Annotated in this window: 23 protein-coding genes, 1 tRNA gene and 1 pseudogene; 13 read left to right on the top strand and 12 right to left on the bottom strand. The window is 54.8% G+C overall.

Translation table 11 applies throughout. From position 1 onward, the window contains the following. Positions 1-378 precede the first annotated feature (378 nt). The 3 genes from rpsT to mutM form a co-directional block, all read right to left on the bottom strand. On the bottom strand, positions 379-645 hold the full coding sequence (gene rpsT / locus AC2ISB_RS13700) for a 30S ribosomal protein S20 (RefSeq protein ID WP_339108793.1): 267 nt from the start codon (positions 643-645) through the stop codon (positions 379-381). Positions 646-841: 196 nt separating this feature from the next. Next, positions 842-1,618, bottom strand: a complete 777-nt coding sequence (locus AC2ISB_RS13695) for an enoyl-CoA hydratase (RefSeq protein ID WP_339108792.1) — start codon at positions 1,616-1,618, stop codon at positions 842-844. A gap of 85 nt (positions 1,619-1,703) precedes the next feature. Next, positions 1,704-2,549 carry a bifunctional DNA-formamidopyrimidine glycosylase/DNA-(apurinic or apyrimidinic site) lyase gene (gene mutM, locus AC2ISB_RS13690; RefSeq protein WP_339108791.1) on the bottom strand — a complete coding sequence of 282 codons (846 nt, stop codon included), beginning with the start codon at positions 2,547-2,549 and terminating at the stop codon, positions 1,704-1,706. A gap of 86 nt (positions 2,550-2,635) precedes the next feature. Between mutM and ubiE the strand changes: the two genes are divergently transcribed. Together ubiE and ubiB are read left to right on the top strand one after the other, a co-directional pair. Continuing rightward, positions 2,636-3,388, top strand: coding sequence for a bifunctional demethylmenaquinone methyltransferase/2-methoxy-6-polyprenyl-1,4-benzoquinol methylase UbiE (ubiE, locus tag AC2ISB_RS13685; protein ID WP_339108790.1), 753 nt, complete (start codon positions 2,636-2,638; stop codon positions 3,386-3,388). Position 3,389: 1 nt separating this feature from the next. Further along, entirely contained in the window at positions 3,390-4,919 is a 1,530-nt protein-coding gene (ubiB, locus tag AC2ISB_RS13680) for a 2-polyprenylphenol 6-hydroxylase (RefSeq protein WP_406735734.1), read from the top strand. Here the strand turns inward: ubiB and AC2ISB_RS13675 are convergent, their stop codons facing one another. Together AC2ISB_RS13675 and AC2ISB_RS13670 are read right to left on the bottom strand one after the other, a co-directional pair. Then, positions 4,920-5,588 (bottom strand): flagellar hook capping FlgD N-terminal domain-containing protein, encoded by a 669-nt coding sequence (locus AC2ISB_RS13675; RefSeq protein ID WP_339108788.1) that lies wholly within the window; start codon positions 5,586-5,588, stop codon positions 4,920-4,922. It lies immediately after the preceding gene. Positions 5,589-5,601: 13 nt separating this feature from the next. Beyond that, the gene (locus AC2ISB_RS13670; RefSeq protein WP_486575471.1) at positions 5,602-7,629 is read right to left on the bottom strand and encodes a flagellar hook-length control protein FliK; all 2,028 of its coding nucleotides are present in this window, start codon (positions 7,627-7,629) and stop codon (positions 5,602-5,604) included. 110 nt (positions 7,630-7,739) lie between these two features. Between AC2ISB_RS13670 and AC2ISB_RS13665 the strand changes: the two genes are divergently transcribed. From AC2ISB_RS13665 to AC2ISB_RS13625, 9 genes and pseudogenes are all read left to right on the top strand, one after another. Further along, on the top strand, positions 7,740-8,045 hold the full coding sequence (locus AC2ISB_RS13665) for a rod-binding protein (RefSeq protein WP_406720154.1): 306 nt from the start codon (positions 7,740-7,742) through the stop codon (positions 8,043-8,045). Further along, positions 8,038-8,382: a hypothetical protein gene (locus AC2ISB_RS13660; protein WP_339108785.1), complete on the top strand. Its 345-nt coding sequence runs from the start codon at positions 8,038-8,040 to the stop codon at positions 8,380-8,382. Before AC2ISB_RS13665 ends, AC2ISB_RS13660 begins: the two co-directional genes overlap by 8 nt. Positions 8,383-8,607: 225 nt before the next feature. Further along, positions 8,608-9,468, top strand: coding sequence for a flagellin (locus tag AC2ISB_RS13655; protein WP_486575470.1), 861 nt, complete (start codon positions 8,608-8,610; stop codon positions 9,466-9,468). Between the two features lie 23 nt (positions 9,469-9,491). Next, positions 9,492-9,935, top strand: coding sequence for a flagellar biosynthesis regulator FlaF (gene flaF / locus AC2ISB_RS13650; protein WP_339108783.1), 444 nt, complete (start codon positions 9,492-9,494; stop codon positions 9,933-9,935). Next, a complete protein-coding gene (gene flbT, locus AC2ISB_RS13645) occupies positions 9,932-10,336 on the top strand; it encodes a flagellar biosynthesis repressor FlbT (RefSeq protein WP_339108782.1) in 405 nt (134 codons plus the stop codon). The genes flaF and flbT overlap by 4 nt, the downstream gene beginning before the upstream one ends. Then, a complete protein-coding gene (locus AC2ISB_RS13640; protein ID WP_339108781.1) occupies positions 10,333-11,145 on the top strand; it encodes a DUF1217 domain-containing protein in 813 nt (270 codons plus the stop codon). The genes flbT and AC2ISB_RS13640 overlap by 4 nt, the downstream gene beginning before the upstream one ends. Positions 11,146-11,567: 422 nt before the next feature. Continuing rightward, positions 11,568-11,643: transfer RNA gene (locus AC2ISB_RS13635), tRNA-Ala, on the top strand. 170 nt (positions 11,644-11,813) lie between these two features. Next, positions 11,814-12,341, top strand: a pseudogene (locus tag AC2ISB_RS13630) (AAA family ATPase). Between the two features lie 335 nt (positions 12,342-12,676). Then, positions 12,677-14,692 carry an ATP-binding protein gene (locus AC2ISB_RS13625; protein ID WP_486575468.1) on the top strand — a complete coding sequence of 672 codons (2,016 nt, stop codon included), beginning with the start codon at positions 12,677-12,679 and terminating at the stop codon, positions 14,690-14,692. Positions 14,693-14,946: 254 nt separating this feature from the next. Here the strand turns inward: AC2ISB_RS13625 and AC2ISB_RS13620 are convergent, their stop codons facing one another. The 3 genes from AC2ISB_RS13620 to AC2ISB_RS13610 form a co-directional block, all read right to left on the bottom strand. Beyond that, positions 14,947-15,639: a nucleotidyltransferase domain-containing protein gene (locus AC2ISB_RS13620; protein ID WP_486575466.1), complete on the bottom strand. Its 693-nt coding sequence runs from the start codon at positions 15,637-15,639 to the stop codon at positions 14,947-14,949. A 1-nt stretch (position 15,640) separates the two neighbouring features. Beyond that, entirely contained in the window at positions 15,641-16,720 is a 1,080-nt protein-coding gene (halA, locus tag AC2ISB_RS13615) for an anti-phage Hailong system effector protein HalA (protein WP_486575464.1), read from the bottom strand. Positions 16,721-17,191: 471 nt separating this feature from the next. Further along, the gene (locus AC2ISB_RS13610) at positions 17,192-17,773 is read right to left on the bottom strand and encodes a recombinase family protein (RefSeq protein ID WP_486575462.1); all 582 of its coding nucleotides are present in this window, start codon (positions 17,771-17,773) and stop codon (positions 17,192-17,194) included. Positions 17,774-18,113: 340 nt separating this feature from the next. Here AC2ISB_RS13610 and AC2ISB_RS13605 point away from each other — a divergent pair, with 340 nt between their 5' ends. Together AC2ISB_RS13605 and AC2ISB_RS13600 are read left to right on the top strand one after the other, a co-directional pair. Further along, positions 18,114-18,449 (top strand): hypothetical protein, encoded by a 336-nt coding sequence (locus AC2ISB_RS13605; protein WP_486575460.1) that lies wholly within the window; start codon positions 18,114-18,116, stop codon positions 18,447-18,449. A 489-nt stretch (positions 18,450-18,938) separates the two neighbouring features. Continuing rightward, positions 18,939-19,244 (top strand): LysR family transcriptional regulator, encoded by a 306-nt coding sequence (locus tag AC2ISB_RS13600; protein ID WP_486575458.1) that lies wholly within the window; start codon positions 18,939-18,941, stop codon positions 19,242-19,244. Positions 19,245-19,892: 648 nt separating this feature from the next. Here AC2ISB_RS13600 and AC2ISB_RS13595 read toward each other — a convergent pair. From AC2ISB_RS13595 to AC2ISB_RS13580, 4 genes are read right to left on the bottom strand one after another with little or no spacing between them, the layout of a single operon-like run. Next, on the bottom strand, positions 19,893-20,990 hold the full coding sequence (locus AC2ISB_RS13595) for a flagellar basal body P-ring protein FlgI (protein WP_339108760.1): 1,098 nt from the start codon (positions 20,988-20,990) through the stop codon (positions 19,893-19,895). Further along, positions 20,990-22,003, bottom strand: a complete 1,014-nt coding sequence (locus AC2ISB_RS13590; protein ID WP_486575456.1) for a flagellin — start codon at positions 22,001-22,003, stop codon at positions 20,990-20,992. Before AC2ISB_RS13590 ends, AC2ISB_RS13595 begins: the two co-directional genes overlap by 1 nt. Before the next feature lies 1 nt (position 22,004). Next, on the bottom strand, positions 22,005-23,459 hold the full coding sequence (gene flgK, locus AC2ISB_RS13585; RefSeq protein WP_486575454.1) for a flagellar hook-associated protein FlgK: 1,455 nt from the start codon (positions 23,457-23,459) through the stop codon (positions 22,005-22,007). A 33-nt stretch (positions 23,460-23,492) separates the two neighbouring features. Next, a complete protein-coding gene (locus tag AC2ISB_RS13580) occupies positions 23,493-24,824 on the bottom strand; it encodes a flagellar hook protein FlgE (protein ID WP_406720145.1) in 1,332 nt (443 codons plus the stop codon). Positions 24,825-24,927 lie beyond the last annotated feature (103 nt).

Here is a 24,927-nt window from a genome sequence, read left to right as displayed (position 1 = left end):
GACAAAGCTACCCGGCCCGCTAAAGCAGACTTCGACAGAGTCGAAATGTGGGAGGTGGCAGTCCTCCAGCATCGGAATCGCATCTTTCCAGCCTGTATCGTCCGGTTGTTATCCTTGTCGTGGCAGACGTTATTGTCCGGTCCGGCTAGGTTAAGATGCGTCAGTCCCCCGAGGCGACGTTGATCGCTCAGTGAAACTACCCCGCCCCGCTAACGAGTCGCAACAGAACTTCACGCTTGACTCCTGATTGCGTGAATCGAATCTGCCACAAAGAAGTCATGTTGCATTTCGGACATATCATGACCTTGAAAACATTATGAAAAACAAAAAAGGCGCCAGAAATGGCGCCTTTTTATCTTGTCTTGAAAAGGGAATCGCTTAGGCGTTCAGGGCCTTCACGCGTGCCGCCAGACGGGACACTTTACGCGAGGCGGTGTTCTTGTGAACCACGCCTTTGACAACGCCACGCATCAGTTCCGGTTGCGCCACTTTCAGAGCTTCCTGAGCCGCTGCGTAGTCGCCCGAAGCAATAGCTTCCTCGACTTTACGGATGAAGGTACGGATGCGCGAACGACGGGCTTTGTTGATGTCGTTGCGACGCTCGTTCTGACGTGCGCGCTTTTTGGACTGGAGCGTATTTGCCATGTGTGTTTCCACTTTCGGGTTTGTTACAATATCTGTTGCACGACAAAACCCGGGCACACCAGTGAACCGGTCGATTCTAGCCTAAGCGGGCTCCACGCGCATGTGAAGGCTGCCTATAAGGCAATTCTGTCCGCTTGGGAAGCCCCAAATGCAAAGCCGGACCCAGAGGCCCGGCTTCAGGAACGAATGGCCGCTCTTATTTGTCGCGGAATTGCGGCTCGCGCTTTTCAAGGAAGGCCGCCATGCCCTCTTTCTGGTCTTCCGTTGCAAAGAGCGCGTGGAACATGCGTTTTTCGAACAAAAGCCCTTCACGCAGCGTGGTTTCGTAAGAGCGGTTGACCGCCTCTTTGACAACCATTGCGGAAATCTGGGATTTTTCGGCGATCTTGGCTGCGGCGGCCATCGCTTCGGAAACCAGTTTGGCGGCAGGCACCACGCGGCTGACCAGCCCTGAACGCTCGGCTTCTTCGGCATCCATGAAGCGCCCCGTCAGATGCATGTCCATCGCTTTGGATTTGCCGACGAAACGGGTCAGACGCTGGGTGCCGCCGATACCGGCGCAAATACCGAGATTGATCTCGGGCTGACCGAATTTCGCGTTATCGGCGCAGATAATGAAGTCGCACATCATGGCCAATTCGCAGCCGCCGCCCAAGGCATAGCCGGACACGGCCGCAATCACCGGCTTGCGGGTGCGCAGGAAATCCTCGGTCGTATCGCCGAAGAAATCGGCCTTGAACATGCCGACGAAGCCCTTCTCGGACATTTCTTTGATATCGGCACCGGCGGCAAAGGCCTTCTCGGAGCCGGTGATGACAATGGCGCGGACCTTGTCATTCGCGTCAAGGCTCGACAGCGCGTCGCCCAGCTCCCCCAGCAGAACGGAGTTCAGCGCATTCAGCGCCTCCGGTCGGTTCAGCCGGACGAGGGCAACATTATCTTCGATCTCGACGATCAGCGTCTGGTAGGCCATGTGGCAGCGCCTTTCCTTTTCATCAGATCGAAGTCCTAACAAAACCGGCCCATATATCAAGTCAACTCTCACGCCCGTGATGGGTTCAGCGCTGGCAATGCGCACAATAAAAGCTGGATCGCCCCGATTGCACGATACGGAGCACAGGCTGCCCGCAACTGCGGCAGGGCTGCCCCTCGCGGCCATAAACCTTGAACCGGTGTTGGAAATATCCAAGCTCCCCATCCGCCTGCCGGTGGTCGCGCAGCGATGAGCCGCCCGCGTCGATCGCCTCTGCCAGAACCTCGCGGATGATTGCGACAAGAGGCCGCAGCCGCTTCTCGGCAATCTGGCGCCCCTGACGGCGCGGATCTATGCCTGCGCGGAACAGAACCTCGCAGACATAGATATTGCCCAGCCCCGCAACAATCGCCTGATCCAGCAAGAGCGTCTTGATCGGGCTGGCCCGTCCGCGCAGCTTGGTCGTCAGGTAATCTTCACTCAGCTGGTTGCTGAAGGGCTCCGGCCCCAGTTTTTCCAGCAACCAATAGCTGTCCTCGGCCTCGGTCGGAAACAGATCCATCGCCCCGAAGCGCCGTGCATCGTTGAAGGTGACGCGCCCGCCGCCCTCCATATGGAAGACGATATGGTCGTGTTTCTGGGGCGTCGGGTGGTCGATGACAAAGTCACCCAAAGCCACGCCCGAGACCAGCATCCGCCCCGACATGCCGAGATGGATCAGCAGCGTCTCGCCACGGTCCAGATCGGCAAGGATATATTTCGACCGCCGACGCAACCGCAGCACCCGTGCGCCGGTCAGCCGCGCGGCCATATTCTCGGGCAGCGGCCAGCGCAGATCCGGACGATTCACCTCGGCCTTTTCAATTATGCGGCCTTCCATTGCAGGCAGAAGTCCGCGTCGGACAGTCTCTACTTCGGGAAGTTCGGGCATTGTGATCCCCCTCGCGCATTGTCACTTCTGAAACCGCCCCTATAAGAAGGGATAGATCAGACGAACCTCAAGGGGCCACGGGACAGATGACCGCAGAGCAAAGCAAAACGACCCATTTCGGCTTTCAGACCGTGGATGAAAGCCAGAAGGCCGGAATGGTGCATGGCGTATTTTCGCGCGTGGCGTCGAAATACGATATCATGAACGACCTGATGAGCATGGGCATCCACCGTATCTGGAAGGATGCGATGATGGACTGGCTTGCGCCGCGCCCGGGTCAGAAGCTGTTGGATGTGGCGGGCGGCACCGGCGATGTGGCCTTCCGTTTCCTTGGCCGCGCGCCGGGGGCCACGGCAACCGTCTGCGATATGACCGAATCGATGCTGATCGAGGGCCAGAAACGCGCCGAGGCCGAGGATATGGCCGAGCGTCTGGACTGGATCGTGGGTGATGCGATGGCCCTGCCCTTCGAGGATAACGCCTTTGATGTCTACACGATTTCCTTTGGCATCCGCAATGTGACCCGCGTTCAGGAGGCACTGAACGAAGCCTATCGCGTCCTCAAACCCGGCGGTCGCCTGATGGTGCTGGAATTCAGCCAGATCCCCAATGACCTGATGCAGAAGGTCTATGATCTCTATTCCTTCAACATCATTCCGGTCATGGGGCAGATCGTGGCCAATGACCGCGACAGCTATCAATATCTGGTCGAATCGATCCGCAAATTCCCCGATCAGGACACCTTCCTGTCGATGATCCGCAAGGCGGGCTTCGAACAGGCCAGCTATCGCAACCTGACTATGGGCATTGCGGCGCTGCATTCGGGCTGGAAGATCTGAGATGCGGGGGCCGATCAATATCTGGCGCCTGATCCGTACGGGTGCGACCTTTATCCGCTCGCGCGCCATGCATACCGTGCTGGAGGCGATGGATGCGCCGCCACGTCTGCGGGCAGCGGCCTATGCGATTTCGGCTCCTTTTGCGTGGCTTGGTTATAAAGGGGATCCAAACCTCCCCCCGGTCACGCGGGCGATCACGGCGCTTGGACCCGCATATATCAAGTTCGGCCAGATCCTTTCGACACGCGCCGACGTTGTCGGGCCGGAAATGGCCGCCCAACTGCGTGTGTTGCAAGACCGTCTGCCGCCGTTTTCGACCGCGCTGGCAAAGCGGACAATCGAGGAAGAGTTCGAGCGCCCGATTTCCGAGATGTTTGCAGAATTTTCCGAGCCGGTAGCGGCCGCGTCGATTGCGCAGGTCCATCAGGCAACGTTGCTGCGTAATGGCGAGAAAGTGGCGGTCAAAGTCCTGCGTCCCGGAATCGAAAAGGCTTTCCGCCGTGATCTGGATGCGTTTCATTTTGTGGCAAAGTTCATCGAACGTTTTTCGCGCGCGTCGCGCCGTTTGCGTCCGACGGATGTGGTGAAGCATTTCGAACGCACCGTGATGGGCGAGCTGGATCTACGTATGGAAGCCGCGCGTGCGTCGCAATTTGCCGCCAATACGGCAGGTGATGCAGGCTTTTCGGTGCCCAAACCCATTTGGGATATGTCGAGCCGTCGTGTGATGGTGCTGGATTGGGCCGAAGGCGTGCCGATGGGCGACCCCGAAGCGATCAAGGCGGCAGGGCATGATCTGGTGGGTCTGTCGGAACGGATCTTGCAGCTTTTCCTAAGCCACGCGTTGCGCGACGGGTATTTCCACGGCGATATGCATCAGGGCAACCTGAAAGTTGCGCCAAACGGTGATATCGTCGCCTATGATTTCGGGATCATGGGGCAGATCGATGAATATACCCGCCGTGTCTATGCCGAGATCCTGATCGGGTTTATCCAGCGCGACTACCGTCGTGTGGCAGAGGTACATTTTGAAGCGGGATACGTGCCCGCAGATCGCGATGTGAACGAATTCGCACTGGCACTCCGTGCGGTGGGTGAGCCGATTTTCGGGATGGATGCGAGCCATATTTCTATGGCGCGACTTCTGGCCTATCTATTTGAAGTAACAGAACGTTTCGGGATGCCGACGCGGACGGAACTGATCTTGCTCCAGAGGTCTATGGTGGTTGCGGAAGGGGTGGCACGCTCGCTCAACCCGTCGCTGAATATGTGGCAGGCGGCCAAGCCTGCAGTCGAGACCTATATCCGCGAAAACCTAGGCCCCAAGGCTGCGTTGCAGGATGTACAACGGGCCGCAAAAGTCATTACGCGCTACAGCTCGCGCTTCCCCGACATGTTGAAAGCCTCGATCGAACGGCATTCCGAACCTCAGGATGCCGCCCCCGCCGATAAACCGCTGCACCCCGCCATTTGGGCAGGGATAGTTGCGGCGGTCTTTGTCGGGGGGGTGGCAATAGGCTTGATTGCCTGATCAGCTGGATGGCGTCCGGAGGCCGGTGATATCGGAACTGGAAACCGTTGCGCCAGAGGCCATGACCAGTTCCGTGCCGCTATCGGTGACGCGGGCCTCGACAATCCGCCCGTAAGCCGGAGCCGTTTCGGTCGCGATCAGATCGCTGCCGGAATAGCTTTTCAGTTGGAAGCTATAATTGCCATATGCGGCCGTTGTGCCATCCGATTGCGTGCCGTCCCATTCTACAAAGTCATTGGTGATATCGACGGCACCGCTATAGACGGTGTTTCCATAGCTGTCTTTCACCGTCAGCACCGCAGAATCCGCACCACTTGCCGGATCGGTTTCGACAACCACCGAGTTGCCGTAATAATAGACAGGCTCTTCCGTCTTGCCGTCCATACCCACCCAATTGGCCAGTTCGGAAATGCCCATCTGTCCGATCGAACCGGCAATCGTTTCCAGCAACTGATTGGTCTGAACCTGCTGCTCTACCCCCGAGAAGGTGGCGAGTTGCACAGCATAATCGGTACTGTCCATCGGGTTAAGCGGATCTTGGTTCTGCATCTGGACCGTGAGCATTTCAAGAAATGTCTGATAGTCCGTGCTTGCAAATGTATCCGCGCTCGCCGTGGTCGAACTGCTTGTCGACGTTGTCGAGGACGTCGCGCTTGTTACGGTTGTCATGAAAAATCCTCTGTCACATTCTGAGATCCAGCCCCCCCAGCAACGAGCCGGAGGTGCGTGAGGGATTAAGATCGTTTGAAACAGGTCCCATCGTGAACGCTGTCTGTGTCCCGCGTTCAGCACGGATACGGTCGACTTGCTCGGCAAGTTCTTGGGAGTTTTTCCCACCCTGCCCCTGATCGGTAAAATTCAGATTTACATCGGTATAGCCAAGCTCCCGCAGGTCGCGGCTGAGCATATCGGCATTGCGTCGCATCAGATCGAGGGTCTCGGGCCGGTCTGCATAGATCATGACGGACATGCCCTGATCGCTATGATGCAGGACCATGCGTACTTTCCCCAGCTCTTCAGGCGCAAGAGTGAGCTCGACCGAATCGTCCGAGCTATTGCTCAATGCGCGGGTGAGTTGCTGCGAAATGTTGTGCGCCGTAGCTTGCTGTAATGCAGGTTGTGCGGTTGCGGGACCCGACGTCAGATGGGTCGTACTGGTGGCGGACAGGGTGAAGCGCAGTTGCTCGTCTTCCGTCGCCTCAGCCCCCTCTGCCGAGATCACCTGCATCTCTGCCGCTGCATTTTGCAGACTTGCCGGTGGCGCGGCCGTGACGGCCGAGGCGCTGGTGACCGCGAAGGCGGTTTCAGGTTTGACGGTTGCCGGCGCGCCGGTCGTCATTGATGTCTGCACACTGTCGGCATGGATTTGCTCGCGGATCTCCTTACGGGCCGTAACATATTTTTCGGCCCCCATCTGCACGTGAGCCGCGGTTTGCATGGCAAGCGACGGCTGCGTAACGGCGGCTGTGCTGGCCTGTGCCTGCGGCGTCATATCTGCCGTGCGAGCATCGGTATCACTTACCGCCTGCGAATCGCCCGTCGCTTGCGCAGCCTCTAACGAGACCTGCGGCGCGGTAGCGGGGCCGGCGGTCCGCATCGGAGCACCGGATTTGATCTTCACCTCCCCCTCGGGTGCTGCCTGGTCTGTTCCTGTCGAGGGCACCTGCGCAAGCTCGATACGTTCCGGTACCTCCAAAAAGGTCATCTCATCGGGAAGGGCGACGCTGCCGTCCTGCGGATTTTGAGCCGTAGCGAGTTGCGGCGTAGCCTGGGCCGGGCTCGACATAACAGACAAAGGGGCTGCAGATTGCGAGATATGCGAAGCCTCGGTCGCGTGTCGTGGGAACGCGGCTGCGGTTCGAGATGCTTCCTGCATATCCTCTCCTTGCATAGCAGCGAAGGGCACGGTCTCGGACGCGGCTTTAACGTCCGAAAGTCGCGCGCGCCCCACAGAGGCTGGATCATTCGCACTCTGCGCAGGAGCTTGGCGCACATCAGTGCTATCTGACGCGGCAATCGTCGCTTGCTTTTCGTGATGGGAAACGGACATATTCTGGAGCGGAGCGCTCTCTGGCTGTGTCAGAGCGACTGCCCTATCGTCGTCCCCAAACGCATTGGCAGGTTGTTGGTCTGCCCCTGAAACTGAGCCCAGCATGGACATCGTTTGCTCGGACGCGACCAGATCACTCTGCGTGGTCAGAGATGCGGCTTTCTGCGGCTCTGACCCCTTTGGATCAGGGTTATTTTCCGCATTAAATGTCTTGGAAGATGCCGCCTGTTTGACTTGCAGAACGGGCGCGGGGGCAATCACATCACCGGACAGCGCGGCTTCCAAAGCGTCCGTATCTGCCGCATCTTCCGCCTGAGCGGGAAGAGCAGAAGAGGCCGGTTCTGCAATCTCTGTCTTTGGTTCGGGCAGCACTTGCGCAGAAGGCTCGGAGGCATCGCGCAACATTGGCTGGACATCGATTCTGACCGCAGTCACGGTGCCATCCGCACTTCGACTTTTGCCTTGCGCTAGCGTGGGCATATCTTTTGCACGCGCCCCTGCGGCCTCTGCCGGAGCAGCGCCACCTTGAGCATATGCTGAAAATTCTGCGAAAAACTCGGAGCCGCCTTCTGTCTTTGCGGCCTGGGCCGAATCGGTGCCAGCTGCCTGTCCCTTTGCTGCAAAGGGGAACTGCGCTGCTAATGAGTCAAAACTGGTCATGATCCTCAAGACTTCTGCCTATGATGATCTGCATATTGCCTCAATGAGGTTACCGCTTCTTTACCGCAAGCTGGCAAAAAGGGGTGAATGCGAATGATGCGGAGAATCCCATGCAAGTCACACAGACAGGATTGCCCCTCTCTATAGGGAGTTCCCAGACGCCCCGTGTGGTCAGTGCTGAAACACAAGAGAAGATGCACAAAACGGCGCAGGCGCTGGAAGCGAGCTTTTTGTCCGAAATGCTGAAATACACCGGCCTGGGCGAAAATAAGTCTGAATTTTCAGGGGGAGTCGGTGAAGAACAATTCTCGTCTTTCCTGCGGGAAGAACAAGCCAAGGAGATGGCGAAGGCTGGTGGAATCGGCCTTGCCGAAACAATTTTCAACGCAATGCTGAAGAGGGCCCAGAATGGCTGAGAAAGATGATGCCGTGATTGAAGAGCTGATTGATCTTCTGCGAATCGAGCGTGACGTAATCCGGAAGGCAGAATTTGATGCGATGGCGGATATCGCCGCGCGCAAAGAATCGCTCCTGCTACAGGTGAAAGATATTCCAGCGCAAAAACTGCGGCGTGCACATGAGATGTCGCGGCAGAATCAGCGCCTGCTGTCGGCGGCACTGAAAGGGATACGGGCCGCGCAGATTCGTCTCTCGGCGATCCAGAAAGCGGCGCATAGTTTCGGAAGCTACGATAAATCTGGTCGTCCGCAGAGGATTGTTGGCACGCAGGGATCTATAGAGAAGCGCGCGTAAACCATTTTAATCAAATGCAATCTATCTAGGGCCGGCCACAGTGCCGGCCTTAGCATTTCGTTAGGGGAGATAGTGCAAATATGCCCCTGCATCCAGTGAATGGGTGGCGCGCTCCGGGAACCGGGACGCATGTGTCAGAAGGACCTGTGCACTCGCTCCGACAAGATGTCGGGCGGTTTATAGACACCTTCGCGCAAAAGCGCACATATCTGAGGACCCAAAACTATGTCCAGCATTCTGACCAACAATGGCGCAATGGTTGCACTTCAAACCCTGAAGTCGATCAACTCCTCGCTGAATGATACCCAGTCGGCCATCTCGACCGGTAAGGATATCAACTCGGCAAAAGATAACGCGTCCGTTTGGGCAATTTCGAAAGTGATGGAGTCGGATGTTGCCGGCTACAACGCAATCGAAGACTCCCTGTCTCTTGGCGAATCGACCGTTGCTGTTGCCTCCACCGGGGCAGAGCAGATTGTCGAAAAGCTCAAAGAGATCAAAGAGAAGGTTGTTTCGGCAACCGGCGAGAATGTCGATAATGAAAAGATCGAGAGCGAAGTCGAAGAACTGAAGAGTCAGATCACCTCGATCATTGGTGCTTCGCAGTTCAACGGTGCGAACCTGCTTGATGGCTCGACTACCGATATCACCGTTCTGTCGTCGCTCGATCGTGACAGTACCGGTGCAGTTACTGCGTCCAATATCACTGTGGCCTCGGCAGATTTCACCGACAAGTTCACGACCACGGGTGTAACGGTTGGTACGAGCACCTACAAACTCGCGGATATCAAAGTTGATACTTCTGGTAATGCAGAAGGTTCTCTGGACGCGATCGAAGCTCTGATCGACACCGCAACGGCCGAAGCCGCTAAGTTGGGTGCATCGTCTGCCCGTATTACCGACCAGAAAGACTTCATCTCGAAGCTGTCTGACTCGGTGACCTCGGGGATCGGTTCGCTCGTCGACGCCGATATGGAAGAGACCTCGGCGCGTCTGCAGGCTCTGCAGGTTCAGCAGCAGCTGGGCACGCAAGCTCTGTCGATTGCCAATCAGGCGCCCCAACAGCTCCTGTCGCTGTTCCGTTAATGAGCATCTGAGGGGCGCAGCATATGCGCCCCTCAACCACCTGGCAAAATGCCGGGGTTTTAAACTTGCAGCCACAGGAAGGGCTTCTCGTGAACGCTTATGCTCAGGCCAAAACGGCCTATTCCACTCCCAATCAGGCTATTCGTACCGACCGAGATATCGAATACGAAGCCATCGCGCGCATAACAAGCCGTCTTCGCGGCGTGTTGGGCAAAGAGCTCGAAAAATTCCCGGATCTCGCTGACGCTGTTAATCGCAACCGCAAGCTCTGGAAAATTCTTGCGGAAGATGTTGCAACTTCAGGAAATGGCTTGCCTGACCTGTTGCGTGCACGGATTCTTTTTCTCCAAAAATTCACCGATGCGCATAGCTCGAAGGTTCTGGCGCGCAAGGCGTCGGTTGCCCCTCTCATCGAAATAAACACTGCCATCATGCGTGGCCTTCGACCGACTGGAGGCGCTAAGTGAGTGGTTTGGTTCTAAAACTCGCTCCCAAAGAGCGTGTCCTCATCAACGGTGCCGTGATCGAAAATGGTGACCGACGGTCTCGTCTGGCCATTATGACGCCCAATGCAAATATTTTGCGCCTACGCGATGCCATCCATCCCGAAGAGGCAAATACGCCTGTGCGGCGTGTGTGCTATGTTGCCCAGCTCGTGCTCTCCGGAGATAACAATCCGGAAGAAACAAGAATGCAACTTCTGCGGGGTATTGAGCAACTGAGTCAGGTCCTCACGGATCACGACAGTCGTACGCAACTTGCAATCGCTACGAAATCTGTTCTTGAAGAGCAGCATTATCAAGCGCTTAAAGCGCTGCGTAGCTTGCTTCCAAGGGAGGAGCGGCTTCTGGCCGCCGCGCGCCAATGACCTATCAACCCATTGTCCCATTAAGCGGTTATGCAGGCTGGAAAGTCTTGACGCGGACAATGGAGACGCAGAAGGCAGCTTTTACTGCCTCTGCGACGGTTCAAAGTGATGAAGAATATTTCCGAGAAAACATCGGAAATATTTCTTCCGCAGAAGAATTGGTGTCTGACTACAAGCTATTGAAGGTTGCTCTTGGCGCTTTCGGTCTTGATGATGATATTCAGAACAAGTTCTTTATCAAGAAAGTTCTCGAAGAAGGCACAATTAGCGAGGATGCTTTTGCCAACAAGCTAACGGATAGTCGCTATTCCGACCTTGCAAGCGCATTCGGATTTGATTTTACGCCTCCGAATACAGCCCTGAGTAGCTTCTCGGATGAAATCCTAACGCAATACGAGGACCGCCAGTTTGAGTTGGCGGTTGGCGATAGTGATGAGACTTATCGATTTGCTCTCAATGTACAGCGCGAACTCCCAGAGTTAGCCGCAGAAGACGGCTCTGAGAATACGAAATGGTACACAATTATTGGCAATGAAGCTCTCGCAACTGTCGTCCGGACTGGTTTGGGTTTACCGGAAAGCGTCGCTTCGCTCGATGTTGATCAACAGTTGACCGTTTATAAACAAAAAGCGCAGCAGGTTTTTGGTTCTGACGATGTATCTCAGTTCACAGACAGTGAAAATGTCGAAAAACTCATAAAATACTACCTGTTACGAGAGCAAGTAATGAATGGTAGTACCGCTACAAGCTCAAGTTCTATAGCCTTAACACTGCTTCAAAATGCATCGAGTTTTTCCGCGCGATTCTAAAATATATGATCTAATTCGGAATTATGTGAAGATCGGCTACACTGTGTGAGGAAGTTCCTTGAACTTAGTGGGAATTGTTTTCCACCACAAGCTTTAGGATGCTCATCAGAGAAGAACGGACAGCGCCGTATCTCATATGCGTGGGCGACTTCCACGTCAGTCACATGGAAAAGTGCCAAGGCGCGCCGCGCAAATGCGCTACGGTTCGCGACAGACATCCTCCGCACCTAGGTGATGCGGATTTTTTGCATACATTTGCTCCTTCAGAACTGACGCAGACTCTCAGTTACAGGGAGCAGTTTTGCGAGAGGCAGAATCAGTGGTACATTGTGTACAATTTAAAAAGCAGATCGACGATCTTTTTCTCTTGCTCCTACCGGAATTCCCCCCTAAGAGATGCTCAAGCAAAGCAATTTGCTGACGGGGCCTTAGCTCAGCTGGGAGAGCGCTTGCATGGCATGCAAGAGGTCAGGGGTTCGATCCCCCTAGGCTCCACCAAATATCATTTTGAAAAGTGACGGATAGTTCTGCCTTTCTTGTCAGAGGATTTGCCTCTGCCGCGCAGGCGGGTACTGTTTTCCCTACGAAAATTCATGCTGCCTTGATCCGCGCCTTTCGGCGCGTCGATCGCTGCGCAGCGCTTCCCCTGTCAAACCCGAGGATGGCCCATGAGCGACCATTTCTTCGTCGTGACGGGCGGCCCCGGCGCGGGCAAGACCAGCCTGATCACCGAGCTCGCCCGCCGCGGCCTCCACACAATCCCCGAATCCGGCCGCGCGATCATTCGCGAGGAGATGCAGAGCGGCGGAGACGCCCTCCCGTGGGTGGATGCATGGCCTATGCCGAACGCGGATGCTGAAACGCGACCTGCGCGCCTATAGCGCCGCACAGGCGCTATCAGACCTCGTGACCTTCGACCGCGGCATTGGTATCTAACCCTCTACGGCCTCCCCGTGCCGCCCCGCGTCGCTGCAGCGGCCAAAGCAGCCCGCCACAATGCCCGCGTCTTCCTGGCGCCGTATTGGGATGAGATCTTTACTCAGGACACCGAAGGCAAGCAGACCTGCGCCGAGGCCGAAGCGACCTGTTCCGTCATGCGGGAGACCTACACCGCGCTCGGATACCAAATCACGGAGTTGCCGCGCGTCGACTTTGAAACACGCGCCGACTTTGTCATTCAGCAACTGGCCAATTGACCGTCATCTCTAGGGGCCGCGCCAAAACTGCTGAAACGGACAAGCCGCGCGGTGCCTCGGCGCTCTATGCCGCCTTGGGCGCGCGGCCCAGAGCTTCTGTCCGTCGGGATTTTCATCTCTGCAGCGTAACTTCCTCAAACAGGACATCGATGGCATCGTGCTGCATTATCTGTAGCGCCTATGTCGGAAGAAGGGAGGCGGCGTTCGCTAAGCTGTGCATGAACATCCTTTCCGATTGACCAGTATGCGCTTGCGAGGCGGATAGCCAAATATCACTCGCAGGCTGGCAGGGGTGAGGATAAGGTTGGAAGGAATATTCGTCGATGGGAGGCTCGATGCCTGACGCACGCTACAGGGTTCAGGTCGAGCGCGACCACCTTAAAAAACTGGCTAGCGCCAAGCCGATCCAAGCGTTGTCGGAACTCGTGTGGAATGCTGTAGACGCAGACGCCACTCGAGTGGATGTTGAGATCGATGCCGATGATATGGCGATGCGGGCCGTAACCATCCGCGACAATGGCCACGGCATCCCCCACAGCGACGTTGAAGCGCTTTTTGGGAAACTTGGTGGATCGTGGAAACGCCACGGCAGCCGCTCCAAGTCAAGGGGCCGCCTACTTCATGGTAAAGAGGGGAAGGGGCGGTTGAAAGCTTTAGCCCTCGGTCGCTCTGCTGTATGGTCTGTGCGTTACCGCGAAAACGATAAGCTGATGAGCTACTCCGTTTCGCTCCTGCGAGACGACTTGGTCGATGTGCGGGTAACAGAACCCGTGGAGGTCGAGCCAGTTCTCGGAACCGGCGTCGACGTGATGATCACCGAGCTCGACCGCACTTATCGTTCGCTAGAGCCAGGTCGATCCGTTCAGGCTCTCTCGGAGGTCTTTGCGCTCTACCTGACGAATTACAACGACGTGAACATTTACGTTGAGAATGAACGGCTGGATCCCTCTGCGCTCATTGCCGCACGCAAGACCATCAATCTTGACCCTATTGACGTTGACGACCGAAAGCACCCCGTCGTGGTCGATCTGATTGAGTGGAGGGCCGCCTCTGAGCGGTGGTTTTTCCTCTGCGGGCCGGAGGGTTTTCCATTCCAGCGAACGACGCCGCGCATTCATACGCCTGGCTATCAATTCTCGGCATATCTACGGTCGTCCTATGTGGATGTCCTCCAACAAAGCGGGACGCTTGACCTTGCCGACATGGATCCGCCTCTCCGGGACGCCTGCGACGCCGCGGCCGAACTCATAAAGGCCCACTTCAGGGAAAAAGAAGTGGAAGCCGCTAAGTCCGAGATCGAGCAGTGGAAGGAGGAAGAGATCTATCCTTATCGCTCAGAGCCTCGGACCTCCGTAGCTAAAGCTGAGCGGCAAGTCTTTGACATCGTAGCGTTGAACGTCAACAAGCATCTGCCCGACTTCCGACGGCAAAGCGCTAAAAGCCGCGCTTTCCAAATGAGAATGTTACGACAGGCGATCGAGAGGGGGCCCGACGAGCTTCAGCACATTCTCACCGAAGTCCTTGACCTTCCCGAGCGCACGCAGCGCGAGATGTCGAAGCTTCTCGAAGAGGCTGACTTGGCGAACGTAATCAGCGCCTCGCGATTGGTGGCGGATCGGCTAAAATTCGTACATGGCCTTGAGGCACTGCTTTTTGATCCGGACACCAAGAAGCATCTGAAAGAGCGCAGCCAGCTCCATCGGATGATCGCCGAAAACAACACGTGGCTCTTCGGTGAGGAGTTTAGCCTTACCGTGGACGACAAATCGCTCACCGAAGTATTGCGGAAGCACCAAAAGGAGATCGGCTCCGATACGGTTATCGACAAACCGGTCCGAAGGATCGATGAAAAGGTCGGCATCATCGATCTGATGCTCTCGCGAGCCGTACCGCAAAGTCGAGCGAATGAGCGCGAGCACTTGGTTGTCGAGCTGAAGCGGCCATCCGTGAAAGTTGGCGCCGACGAGATTACGCAGGCGAAGAAGTATGCCTTTTCGATCGCTGAGGATGAGCGGTTTCGACATGTAAAGACAAGATGGAGCTTCTGGGTTATTTCGAACGATCTCGATGGGTTCGCGCGCCACGAGACTCGTCAGAAGGATGCGCCGCCAGGTAGGGTCTTCCTATCAGAAGATGCGAGTGTCGAAGTCTGGGTTAAGAGTTGGGCTGAGGTACTTACCGGCTGCAAATCACGCCTACAGTTCGTGCAGGATCATCTGCAGGCCAACGTTGATCAGGAGTCAGCGCTTCAGTACCTCAAGAAAACGTACGACAAGTATTTGGTCGGAGTTTTGAGCGAAAATGAATCCAGTGAAGCGGAGACAGTCGAAGAGACGTCATCTACCAACTAGCCGTTGAAAAATGGCAAGATTATCCGAAATAGGATATGGCGGCGCGGCTTGGCGTGCTTCGTCAAAGCGACCGATATAGTACCCAACGTCTGAACGCTTGGCCCCGAAGGCGTCCCAAGTAGATCGTTCACGCGGCTGAGTTTTTGGTTGAAACTTGGCGCAAGTCAAAGAGCGAGCTTGCAGCTTCGCAATCACTTCGACGAAGCTTTCTTAGCGGGGCTGTGGCACGAAAGCGCTCACCGCCCCTGTCACTTTTACGCAAGGCCGGAGTGATATGAGTCGATTGAGGTCGCGCGCGAAAGTGATAGCAATGTGGACTTTGCGACATTGTTACCCTGTACCTCAAAGTCTCTTCGAAGGTCTTTCAATCCTTTTCGCTCAAAATCACCTTCGCCGTATTCTTCAAGGAACCATCTCAGCGCCATCTTGTTGCCGGGCTGATCATTTCCTGTTCGCCTAGCGTTGAGGAGAGTCTCAATCCTCTTGTCAGGATATATCTCCTGTAATTTGCTGGGGGAAAATACAATTTCTCCCTTTTCCACGAGTAGCGAAATCAGTATAGTCCGAACACACCAAGCAATCCTTTTGTTTTTTATGGAAACCTGAGGCCCTGATAGCTTTCGCTTCACAAGGTAGGCTGCTAAGGCGGATGCAGCTTCGCGCTCCTTGATGTAGGATGATTTCATCCTCAAAGACTCTTTGAAAGAATTAAAGAAACCTTCAGGATCTGCAATGACCTTTGCTTCGTACGCAAGGTGAATAGCAAAAAGATCACCGCGCTTAGACATATCTAGGAGATGGTTCTGTGGTGTGTATTGAACTTCAACCCGCCCTGATCGCTCACTTTTTATATGTCCCGATTTTTCTGAAATCAACAAGTCGACGTCAGAGGCGTCGCTGCTGTCGCCACGAGCCATGCTACCAAACAAAAGGACACACGCGCTCATTTCACCCGCGCACCTTTGTAACTCGATTTACGATAGTTGCAGCGGCGATCGCAAACCAACACAGCCCTAAGACAGCCGTGCAAAGGTTCAGCAAGTCTGTAGTTAGATTGTCTTGAGGCACACTATGTTTAGTGTAGCCAAACAATAAAAACACCTCGGCCGAATTGACCAGGCCATTCAACAGCTTTTCCGAGATAAGATGACTGCGCAGCCACCCTGCGGCAAAAACCAGGGATATGCCAATTGAAATTACTCGAAATATGCTTCTTCCCCAAGCGTTGGCAAGGCCGGCTGTTTGGAGTATCCAGAATTCACATGTGGTGCTGATCTGAGTTATCCACGAGCTAATCCGCGCCAACAGCTTCTCCCTTTTTCCACGCCGCTCTCGTCCCTCTTGGGCATCAAATCGAGGCAACTTCAATTTTGCGGTTACTCCGCGGGAACGAGCTCCATAAAGCGTGGAAGCTTTCACAGCATCGTAGTAAGAGGAATCAGATCCTTCCGTTGACTGATTGCTTAAGATCACTCGAGCCAGTGTAGCTTTGGTTTTCTCTAGTCGAAGTAATTGGTATTCAGCTGTTATACCATCAGGAAGGTTGTCCAAGTTTGTCGAAGCAGCCTTCAGAAAAGCGCTTGGGTTTGTTATGTCCGAAAATACAAGCTGAGTTTCATTTCCTGAAACCCCGATATTGATGAACGTGCAGTCTCTGAATTGGCAGTTGTGGAATTTAACTAGAGACAAGGACGAGTTATCGAACGTGCAGTCTGAAAACTTCACATTCACAAAATCTCCTCTGAAATCACATTTATTGAATTTGCACCCCTTGAAGGTTATAGCTTTCCCTTGGACCCCAAATAGATCGCACTCCAGAAATGTAACTGTGTCTATTTTGTAATAATCTCTCCCTAGGTCATCTCCGTTGAAGATGAACCTACAGGGACCTTTATTTTGCGAGAAATCCCAGTCGCCCTTACCAAAGTCGTTGGGCTGAAGGCCCTCTGAAAGATCTGGATCGTAAATCGGCTCAAAAAAAACCTTCGGATTGGTTCGTCGCCCATTGTAGCTATTCGCCTTGGTCATTCCGACACCTCAACTTCCGCAACTCAAAGGGGGGCGGGCCTCATCTCTTCAAGTGGTGTGGTACAATCAGATGGATGGAAATGGAATAGTCTTCAGCTAGTTGTAGCGTCCAGACAAGCTATGCGAGTTGGTGCAGCATGAAGCGAGGCAGAAGCCGATCGCCTTCTTTCCGCTCCTGTCACTCAGTTGCCCAACCGCTGAGGACGCTGTCGCTGCGGGTTGGTCGCCACAGTAAGTATCTAGTGCGGCGAACCGGACGGCAGCAACACATTGGCCAGTGCAAGGGGCCACAATGGGCGGGTTCGACTTCTTGGACAACTACGGACACAATTTCAAACTCTCGGCTCACAGCGGATCCCTACCGCTCGTTTGCGGCGCCGCGAACGTCGGTTCTCCGCCATACTATGCTGAAGGAAGCCTCCAGCATTGTCGTTGGTAGTGTCGAGTGAAAAGGGTCGATGAGGTCGACAATCAGCATTTCGCCCCCTGCCGCGCCAGCGTGCGATAGACGGTTGGCCGCGAGACCGAAAAGAGCTCGGCCAAGTCCGACACCGAATACTCCCCAGTTGCATGCATCCGTGTTAGCTCCCCTGCTTGCCGGTCGGAAAGCTTTGGCTTCTTGCCCCTCAGCTTCCCTTTGGCGCGGGCCACCGCCATGCCCTCGCGGGTACGAAGCCGGATTAGGTCAGCTTCGAACTCGGCGAAGGTCGCCAGCACGTTGAAGAACATCCGCCCCATCGGATCGGCTGGGTCGTAGACCGTGCTTCCTAGCGCGAGCCGTACCCCGCGTTCAGCTAGCCCGTCGGCGATGTCGCGCGCGTCCGGCACTGAACGGGCCAGCCGGTCGAGTTTGGGCACCACCAGCGTATCTCCCGAGCGCACAGCGGCCAGCGCCTGGGCGAGCCCAGGCCGGTCGCGGTTGCGTCCGGTCAGCCCATGGTCGGTGTAGATGCGCTCGGAGGCGACGCCAAGAATTTCCAGCGCCGCGCGCTGCGCGGCGAGGTCCTGAGCGTCGGTGGAGCAGCGGGCATAGCCAATACGGAGGTTTGTCATGTGGCAAGTGTAAAGCAAGGGCCCCCTTCAGCGATAAACAATACGTACTACCCTATCGAGACATAGTTTTCGCAACAGCAGAAGGAGCGCGAGGCGAAATCAAAAACGTCCGTTGAACGATCCCCTTGCGGACAGGTTCAAGACCCACAACGGGCGAAGCGATACGCCGGATCGCTGCTTCGGTGCCTCATCTCGGAGAGGCACATTTTTTTGTTGCCGCCACCAGCGCGACCAAGATGCCAAGGGTATTCCGCAAATTACTTGCGACAGTCAGTATATGAATTGGACAGAATATAAATGGGGAGCTTAAGAGGTCTGGTCCTGCGCGAAGGAAAAGACGATGAAAAGGGCCGTTCCTGTCGCTCTCCAAGCGATTCTCTTGACACTGCCTGCACCTCTAACGGCAAAAAGTAACAATCCAGGAGGGCTGACAAACGCTGAATTTAAATGCGCTCTTTATCAATCTGCCACCAGGGACGCTCTGAAAATTCTAGGGCGAAACGGCATAAGTGATGAATTCCTAACGGAAAATGATGCCTTCATTGAAAGTGGATGCCTTGATCGCGGCAAGGTTTGCCCGAAATCTCCTATGGAGATGGAACTTGCCAACCTACTTACGATCATGACGTTAAACGAAGGTATCGCAAGCACATTTCCGCCCTTTGGTTGCTTATAGTAAACTTTCCGTCGGCGATGCTAGTTGGTGGGGCGACCTTGCTTGATCCACCCGATATCAGCTGTACCGCGCTTTTGCACGAGTTTCGGAGATTGCGCTCGTAGAGACGAGAGAGTGCTACCCATGAAATTTTCGAACCGAGACGAGCCCTGAGAAACCAGACAGCAAAAACTGGACTAGGCAAGTGTCTAGGAAACTAGCCCCCCAGACCACGGCGACAAGAAATGCCTGGAGGAGAGACATCCCTTAGCTTCTGCATTATGGATTGTTTGATCGACCGCTCGTCAAGTGGTGTCGGACAAAGCGAAACGGAAGAGAGTGTCGTCTTGCGGAATGTGACGGGAGGTACCAAAATTTGGGGGCGGAAATCCAATGGGGGCGTCGTGAAGCTAGCCTTGCAGGAAAACACAGCCGTGGCCAGCATCACGAAAAATTCATCCAACACATCACCATGTGGATTGGCAGTCGCGTAACGACGAAGGAGACTAAGTGAATATTGAGTACCTGAAAGACTTTCTCTGCCTCTCGGAGACAATGAACCTCACGTCCGCGGCGGAGATTAGGGGAACCACTCAGTCAAATTTCAGCAAAAGATTGAAAAGCTTGGAAGAGTGGCTTGGCTACAAGCTGATTGATCGGAATAGTCGACCGATATCCCTTACGAGCTATGGGGAGGCATTCACTATTCGGGCCAAATCTATCCTCGAAGATCTGCATGATTTCAAAGAGAACAGAATTCCTTGGGACTCGGCCGCAGGTGGAATAACGGCCAGCCATGAAGAAAAACGAGCGTAGGCCTGTTGGCTTCTCCCGTTTCGATGAAATGAAGCTTGGCTTGAGAGAGAGCAACTGTGTCTTCGTGCAGATGAAGGCTGGCCCGAGGCCTCGCCACTATGGATCTTTTTTGACATGGCTTGCTCAACGACATGAAGATCTGGCCGTCACAGGCGTGCGTCGGCTAGTCTTCGAGTACATCGTGAAAACATATCCTGTTCCCTTTGGCAGCAATCTACTGCGCATACGCGTGGATACACAGTTTGTGTACCCCCTCCAGAAAGGCGCGAGGGCGTTCGGGATCGACGAACGAATGCTTCACCGATGCGCTGATGGCTGCAATGATGCTTCGCCGTGGCGGTGGCAGAGGTCCGTCAATGGATCCAGTGAAAAGCCTGATGGATCGGGCAGCGTGGCGATGGTAGTCTCTGACATGTGGCATATCCCTTTCTCGGCTGAGAATTGACGCGTCTGAACACCGCCGTCACATGCCGCCCCTCAGGGCATCACCAACTTTCACGCGTTACTCCAATCACCAAGCCCTAAGCACATCCAGAAAATGCTGTGCTGTACCGCAACAGGGCTGCGCGATTAACCAGCCACTACACATCAAACAATCATACGGCAACTCATCGCCAATCTTTAGGACACCCCCAATAGGGATTTCTATCAATTTACCACGAATTCTGCGTGTAAGGCACCTGCTGCATTGATACTTTTCAGGATATCAATCATGTCACGCGGAGAAACTCCCAGAGCGTTCAGGCCTGCAACCACTTCCGAAAGGGAATTTCCGCTGGGGACTTCTGCCATTTGAATACCAGGTTCCTCGGTAATTGAGGCCTCTGTACGCGGGACAACAACCGTTTGCCCCTCTGCAAACGGGTTGGGCTGCACCGCAACAGGCGCTTCTTGAACGCGCAACGTCAGATTGCCTTGGCTCACAGCGACCCGCGAAATGCGGACATTTTCTCCCATAACAATCGTACCAGAACGCTGATCGACGACTACACGCGCGCGCTGCTCGGGCTCTACTTCCAAGTTTTCGATACGACTCATGACATGCGCCGTAGAACGCTGTCCTGTTTGCGCAATATTAAGGGTAACAGTTCCTGAATCTTGCATTGCGGCGACATTTCGCCCGAACTCAGTATTGATTACAGCCTCGATTCTATTCGCAGTCGTAAAGTCAGGCGTCCTGAGAGCAAGGCGAAGACGATCCAGACTGTTAAATTCAAATGCGATTTCACGCTCGACATGAGCGCCAGAAGGAATCGAACCGGATGTCGGCACTCCCTGAGTTACAGTAGCCGCGTCCCCCTGAGCCGTCGCACCACCCGCGATGATCTCCCCTTGCGCCACAGCATAGATTTCGCCATCCGCAGCTTTGAGAGGGGTCATAATCAAGGTACCACCAAGAAGGCTGGTTGCATCGCCAATAGCCGAAACCGTAACATCAATGGAACTACCTGCGCGCGCGAAAGGGGGCAATTCAGCAGTTACCAGAACGGCCGCAACATTTTTAGGCCGAGATGTTTCCCCGGTAACGTTAACGCCCAAGCGCTCAAGTACGTTTGTCATAATTTCTTCGGTAAAAGGTGCATTCCGTAAACCATCGCCAGTGCCGTTGAGGCCGACCACCAAGCCATAACCAACGATGTCATTGCCACGGACACCGTCAAATTCGACCAAATCCTTAATCCGAATTGGGGAAGCCCAAGACAACGACGGGATCAAGCATACGATTAGAAACAGAAAAATACGCATCAGATATAGTCCGCCAAGGTCAGCTGAGAAAGACGCGAAGTAATCTCATACAGTGTTTCAAGTTGGTTCTGCGCCGCGATTAAGGCTGTCGACGTCTCGTAAGGCTCTGCGGTAATCAGATTATTCCTTGCAATTTCCAAACTGCTGCTCTCGGCATCATTTCGGGTTGCCGCACTTTCGATTTGCTCTTCAGCCGCACCGATGCTGCTGCGAGACGCCGACATTTCAAGCGAGGCAGCACTAAGCACCGATCCGGCTTCAACCATCAGCGCCGAACGTGTCTCGTCACTTAGCGTACCGTCATCATTGGCCGCGATACGGGCGAGCATGGCGCCCTTCAAGGATTCCCGAATCTCGGATGATTGAGCAGTCACTTCGAGCTGAATCGATTCGTTTTCAGACACTTTCACCGCACCAAGTGGATCTCGTGACCCTTGATAGGATTGATCCAGATAGCCGCCCCCACCTGCTGGCGCATCGAAAAATGCCTCTACTGCAGCGATAATTCCGGCGCTTGTTGTGTCACTTCCAACCGCCGTCATAACCTGGCTATACATCTCGTCAGCATCAACAACCGGTGGTGTATTGGTTGCGGCACCACTAAAGACAAAGCGTCCAGCAACCGAACTATTTAACGCGGAAACAATCGTTGAGAGGCTAGTTTTTGCTTTTGTAGACAATGTCTCAAGCGAGGTCGGGTCTCCAGAGGAGCCGATCGAGATCATGTCAGGCCCGAAATTAATCGCGTAATCTTGGATCGTGCCAAGCGCGTTTTGCATCATTTCTGCGGTCAACGAGACCTCGGTCGTTGCAAGCGAATATGACTCGAGATTATCCAAGCTACGCGTAATTGCCGAAAGCTGCGTAAAATCGCCGCCGACGGCTTTACCAACATCGGATTTCAGGCCGGTCGTAGCCTCCTGGCTAAGCGTCGTTACCAGATTTTTGAGACCGGTATTATGCTTACGCAGCGAATAGACCTGCGCCATATCACCAACAGAATAGTAGCTCATATCAGATCTCCAGAAGCTGCTGCATCAGAGTGTCCAACGTTTGCATTACTTTTGCGTTAGCAGCGTAGGATTGCTCGATTTGAAGCAAAGATTGAAGCTCCTGATCCGTATCGACCCCGAGCGAAAGCTCTTCCTCGACCAATGCATCCTGTTTGGCCGTCGTGTAACTTTCTGTCATCTCGGCGCTTTGGCGGGCAGACGAGTAATTAGACAGCAATTCTGACATTAAACCGGATGCAGAATAGCTTGTCCCACCAAATGCCGAGGAAGACGCCGAACGACTCTCGATCAGAGCGTCAGCGATACCGTTCAGCAAAGTACTATTGCCGACATCGCCTGCAGTACTTGCATAAAGGCCATCGCGAACGCGCCAAACCTCCCCGCCCTCAGACGGGTCAATCAGTTCATTCACCTCGATTCGTCCAGCCAGTCCCAGTTCATCTGTGCTATCAAAAGCGGAACCAGCATCCGTGAAAAAGCCCGCACTGCCAGACGTAATCGTCGTATCGGCACCAGATGCGCCAAGACGCTCGATGAGATCGCGCGCCACAGAATCAATCTGCTCTTGCGCGGCAGGGGCCAGTTCATCTCGCACCTCGAACAAGGCAGACAGCGTGCCGCCTCCCAAAGCCCCATTCGACGTGGTGCTGACCGGCTCGCCATTGATCGTCAGCCCAGAAAGCGTACCGCCTTCCAGAGAAAAATTAGGCGCCATGCGTCCACTGGTGGAATAGCCGATTTCATAGGCCTTACCATCCAACAAGGTCGCACCATTGGTCGAATAAAGTGCAACCTGACCGTTATCCCGTTGATAAACCTGTAACGGCACAATCTCTGAAATCTGATCAATCAGTGCCTGACGCTGGTCCATCAAAGCGGCGGCATCGCGGCCATTGGTCGATGCCTTAAGGATCGCATCATTCAGGTCATCTACCTGCGATAGGGTAGAATTCAACAGATCGACCTGCTTACCGATTTGCTGATCCGCACTTAGACGAATATCGTTGATATCGTCTGACATCGAATTCAGTTGTTCCGCAACCGTCTTGGCCGTGTTCACCACTGTCGTCAGACGTCCGGTGCTATCGGGCGAACTCGCCGCTTCGACCAATGCCGATTCGAAATTTGCCATTTTCGCGGACAGGGAGCTATCACTGGTCGGGTCTCCGATCATATCCTCGATCGAGGCATAGAAATCCGCGACAACACCCGCTTCGCCGGCAGCCGCATCGGCAAGACGTCGATCCTGGATAAGGCTCTCATTGACCTGACGCGTTACACCATCAATACGAACGCCATAGCCAACACCCCCGGCAGAGACAGCCGATGTTTCGACTGTCCGCCGCCCATACCCCTCTGTCATCGCGTTCGCGACGTTTGAGGACACAACTTGCGCCATTTTGCTCGAAACGGTCAGCCCCGAAAGCGCATTGGTAAAAGCGGCGGAAAGCGACATCTTCTGTCTCCTTAGAGAGCGATCATCTCAAAATCAGCGTTTAATGTTCGTAGTTTCTTGCAACATCTCATCCACGGTCTGGATGACCTTTGCATTCGATGAATAGGCACGTTGGGTCTGGATCAGATCCGTCAATTCCTTGGCAACGTCGACAGAGGACCCCTCGCGAGCGTACCCTTCGATTGCACCGGTCGGGCCATCACCGGCATCCCACAAGAAGAAGCTGCCGGATTCACCACTAATCTCGAAAGTCTGGTTATCGTTGGCCGTCAGGCCATTGGCGTTGGGCACGTCAACAAGCGGAATTTGGTAGATCGTCCGCGTAAAGCCCGTATCGTAGGTCGCGTTCACATAGCCATTCTCATCGACCTCGACAGTGGTCAGGCTTCCGACAGGAGAGCCGTCCCGCGTCACATTGGTGGGCGAGAAGCTGTCCGAAAGCTGGGTCAGACCATTGGTATCGCCAATTTTGCCGATGGTAAGATCAATGGTCTGCAGCCCTTCCGCGGCAGACAACGTGACCGTGCCATTGGTCGAATCATAGGCCGGCGAGGTGCCGATCGGGGTCACCGACTTCAGCGTACCGCCATTGGTCGTCGTGTTATCGAAGACCAAGGTGTAGGATGCCAGCAGATTTTCGTCAGCCGTCGTCGCAGCGTCATCTTCCGTGGCCGAATCGCGCAGCTCCATCGTCCATGTATTCTCGATCACATTGCCACTGGTATCCAGCGCCGGCGTGAAAGTCACATTGAGCGATTCCGATGTCCCGAGGTTGCCGTAATATTCAACGGATAGCGGCAGCGACGTCGTGTCGTCCACATCAACAGCCGGAAGGTTGACACCCAGATTGACCTTCGTGGTGGGGTCACCCGCCGTCTGGTTCGCGTTGATCACCACGGGCTGCAACCCCGAGACCGAATCGCGTGCATAGGTCGGAATGGTCCCGTCGGCATTTGCCGGCCAGCCCAGCAAGACAAGGCCGGTATTGGTTTTCAGAACACCATCCTCATCGGTCCGGAATGCACCGGTCGTGGTCAGTTGGAGCGTCTGGTTGCTTTGCGCGTTCTCAAGAGCCACCTCCGAGATCACCGGCAGGAAGCCGCGCCCCGATACCGCCAGATCAAGCGCATTCGAGGTCGATACCAATGCGCCCTGCTCGTCCACGATACGGGACGTGCTCGCACGGACCCCCCCTGCGGAATAGGAGTTCGCAGTCTGCGACAGCACCATGCTGGAAAATTCTGTTTCAGCACGTTTATAGCCATAGGTTCCGGAATTCGCGATGTTGTCCGAAATGGTGGACAACTTCGTAGAGTTCGCCGCCAGGCCGGCAACGCCTGCGTTAAGCGAGGAGGAAATCGACATTTATGCGCCTTTCTGCTGCTACGTGTCGTTCGATCTCCCGCAGATTTGCCCTAGCCCTCTTAAGATCACCCTAACGAATAAAATTCTCACAGAAATTGTCCCG

It is taken from the genome of Thioclava sp. NS-SX20, from assembly GCF_057380695.1.
The sequence above is the reverse complement of the archived record's forward strand: the minus strand, read 5'-3'. Positions and strand labels throughout refer to the sequence as shown.

Excerpts from the sequence above, each read along its gene's own strand:
- flgK (WP_486575454.1), bottom strand. The coding sequence starts at position 23,459 with ATGTCGCTTTCCGCCGCTTTTACCAATGCGCTTTCGGGGCTGACCGTT.
- AC2ISB_RS13640 (WP_339108781.1), top strand. The coding sequence starts at position 10,333 with ATGACCTATCAACCCATTGTCCCATTAAGCGGTTATGCAGGCTGGAAA.
- AC2ISB_RS13675 (WP_339108788.1), bottom strand. The coding sequence starts at position 5,588 with ATGACAACCGTAACAAGCGCGACGTCCTCGACAACGTCGACAAGCAGT.
- ubiB (WP_406735734.1), top strand. The coding sequence starts at position 3,390 with ATGCGGGGGCCGATCAATATCTGGCGCCTGATCCGTACGGGTGCGACC.
- flaF (WP_339108783.1), top strand. The coding sequence starts at position 9,492 with ATGCGCCCCTCAACCACCTGGCAAAATGCCGGGGTTTTAAACTTGCAG.
- AC2ISB_RS13625 (WP_486575468.1), top strand. The coding sequence starts at position 12,677 with ATGCCTGACGCACGCTACAGGGTTCAGGTCGAGCGCGACCACCTTAAA.
- AC2ISB_RS13595 (WP_339108760.1), bottom strand. The coding sequence starts at position 20,990 with ATGCGTATTTTTCTGTTTCTAATCGTATGCTTGATCCCGTCGTTGTCT.
- halA (WP_486575464.1), bottom strand. The coding sequence starts at position 16,720 with ATGACCAAGGCGAATAGCTACAATGGGCGACGAACCAATCCGAAGGTT.
- AC2ISB_RS13665 (WP_406720154.1), top strand. The coding sequence starts at position 7,740 with ATGCAAGTCACACAGACAGGATTGCCCCTCTCTATAGGGAGTTCCCAG.
- AC2ISB_RS13660 (WP_339108785.1), top strand. The coding sequence starts at position 8,038 with ATGGCTGAGAAAGATGATGCCGTGATTGAAGAGCTGATTGATCTTCTG.
- AC2ISB_RS13605 (WP_486575460.1), top strand. The coding sequence starts at position 18,114 with ATGAAAAGGGCCGTTCCTGTCGCTCTCCAAGCGATTCTCTTGACACTG.
- AC2ISB_RS13610 (WP_486575462.1), bottom strand. The coding sequence starts at position 17,773 with ATGACAAACCTCCGTATTGGCTATGCCCGCTGCTCCACCGACGCTCAG.
- AC2ISB_RS13580 (WP_406720145.1), bottom strand. The coding sequence starts at position 24,824 with ATGTCGATTTCCTCCTCGCTTAACGCAGGCGTTGCCGGCCTGGCGGCG.
- mutM (WP_339108791.1), bottom strand. The coding sequence starts at position 2,549 with ATGCCCGAACTTCCCGAAGTAGAGACTGTCCGACGCGGACTTCTGCCT.
- AC2ISB_RS13590 (WP_486575456.1), bottom strand. The coding sequence starts at position 22,003 with ATGAGCTACTATTCTGTTGGTGATATGGCGCAGGTCTATTCGCTGCGT.
- AC2ISB_RS13655 (WP_486575470.1), top strand. The coding sequence starts at position 8,608 with ATGTCCAGCATTCTGACCAACAATGGCGCAATGGTTGCACTTCAAACC.
- ubiE (WP_339108790.1), top strand. The coding sequence starts at position 2,636 with ATGACCGCAGAGCAAAGCAAAACGACCCATTTCGGCTTTCAGACCGTG.
- AC2ISB_RS13670 (WP_486575471.1), bottom strand. The coding sequence starts at position 7,629 with ATGACCAGTTTTGACTCATTAGCAGCGCAGTTCCCCTTTGCAGCAAAG.
- AC2ISB_RS13695 (WP_339108792.1), bottom strand. The coding sequence starts at position 1,618 with ATGGCCTACCAGACGCTGATCGTCGAGATCGAAGATAATGTTGCCCTC.
- AC2ISB_RS13620 (WP_486575466.1), bottom strand. The coding sequence starts at position 15,639 with ATGAGCGCGTGTGTCCTTTTGTTTGGTAGCATGGCTCGTGGCGACAGC.
- rpsT (WP_339108793.1), bottom strand. The coding sequence starts at position 645 with ATGGCAAATACGCTCCAGTCCAAAAAGCGCGCACGTCAGAACGAGCGT.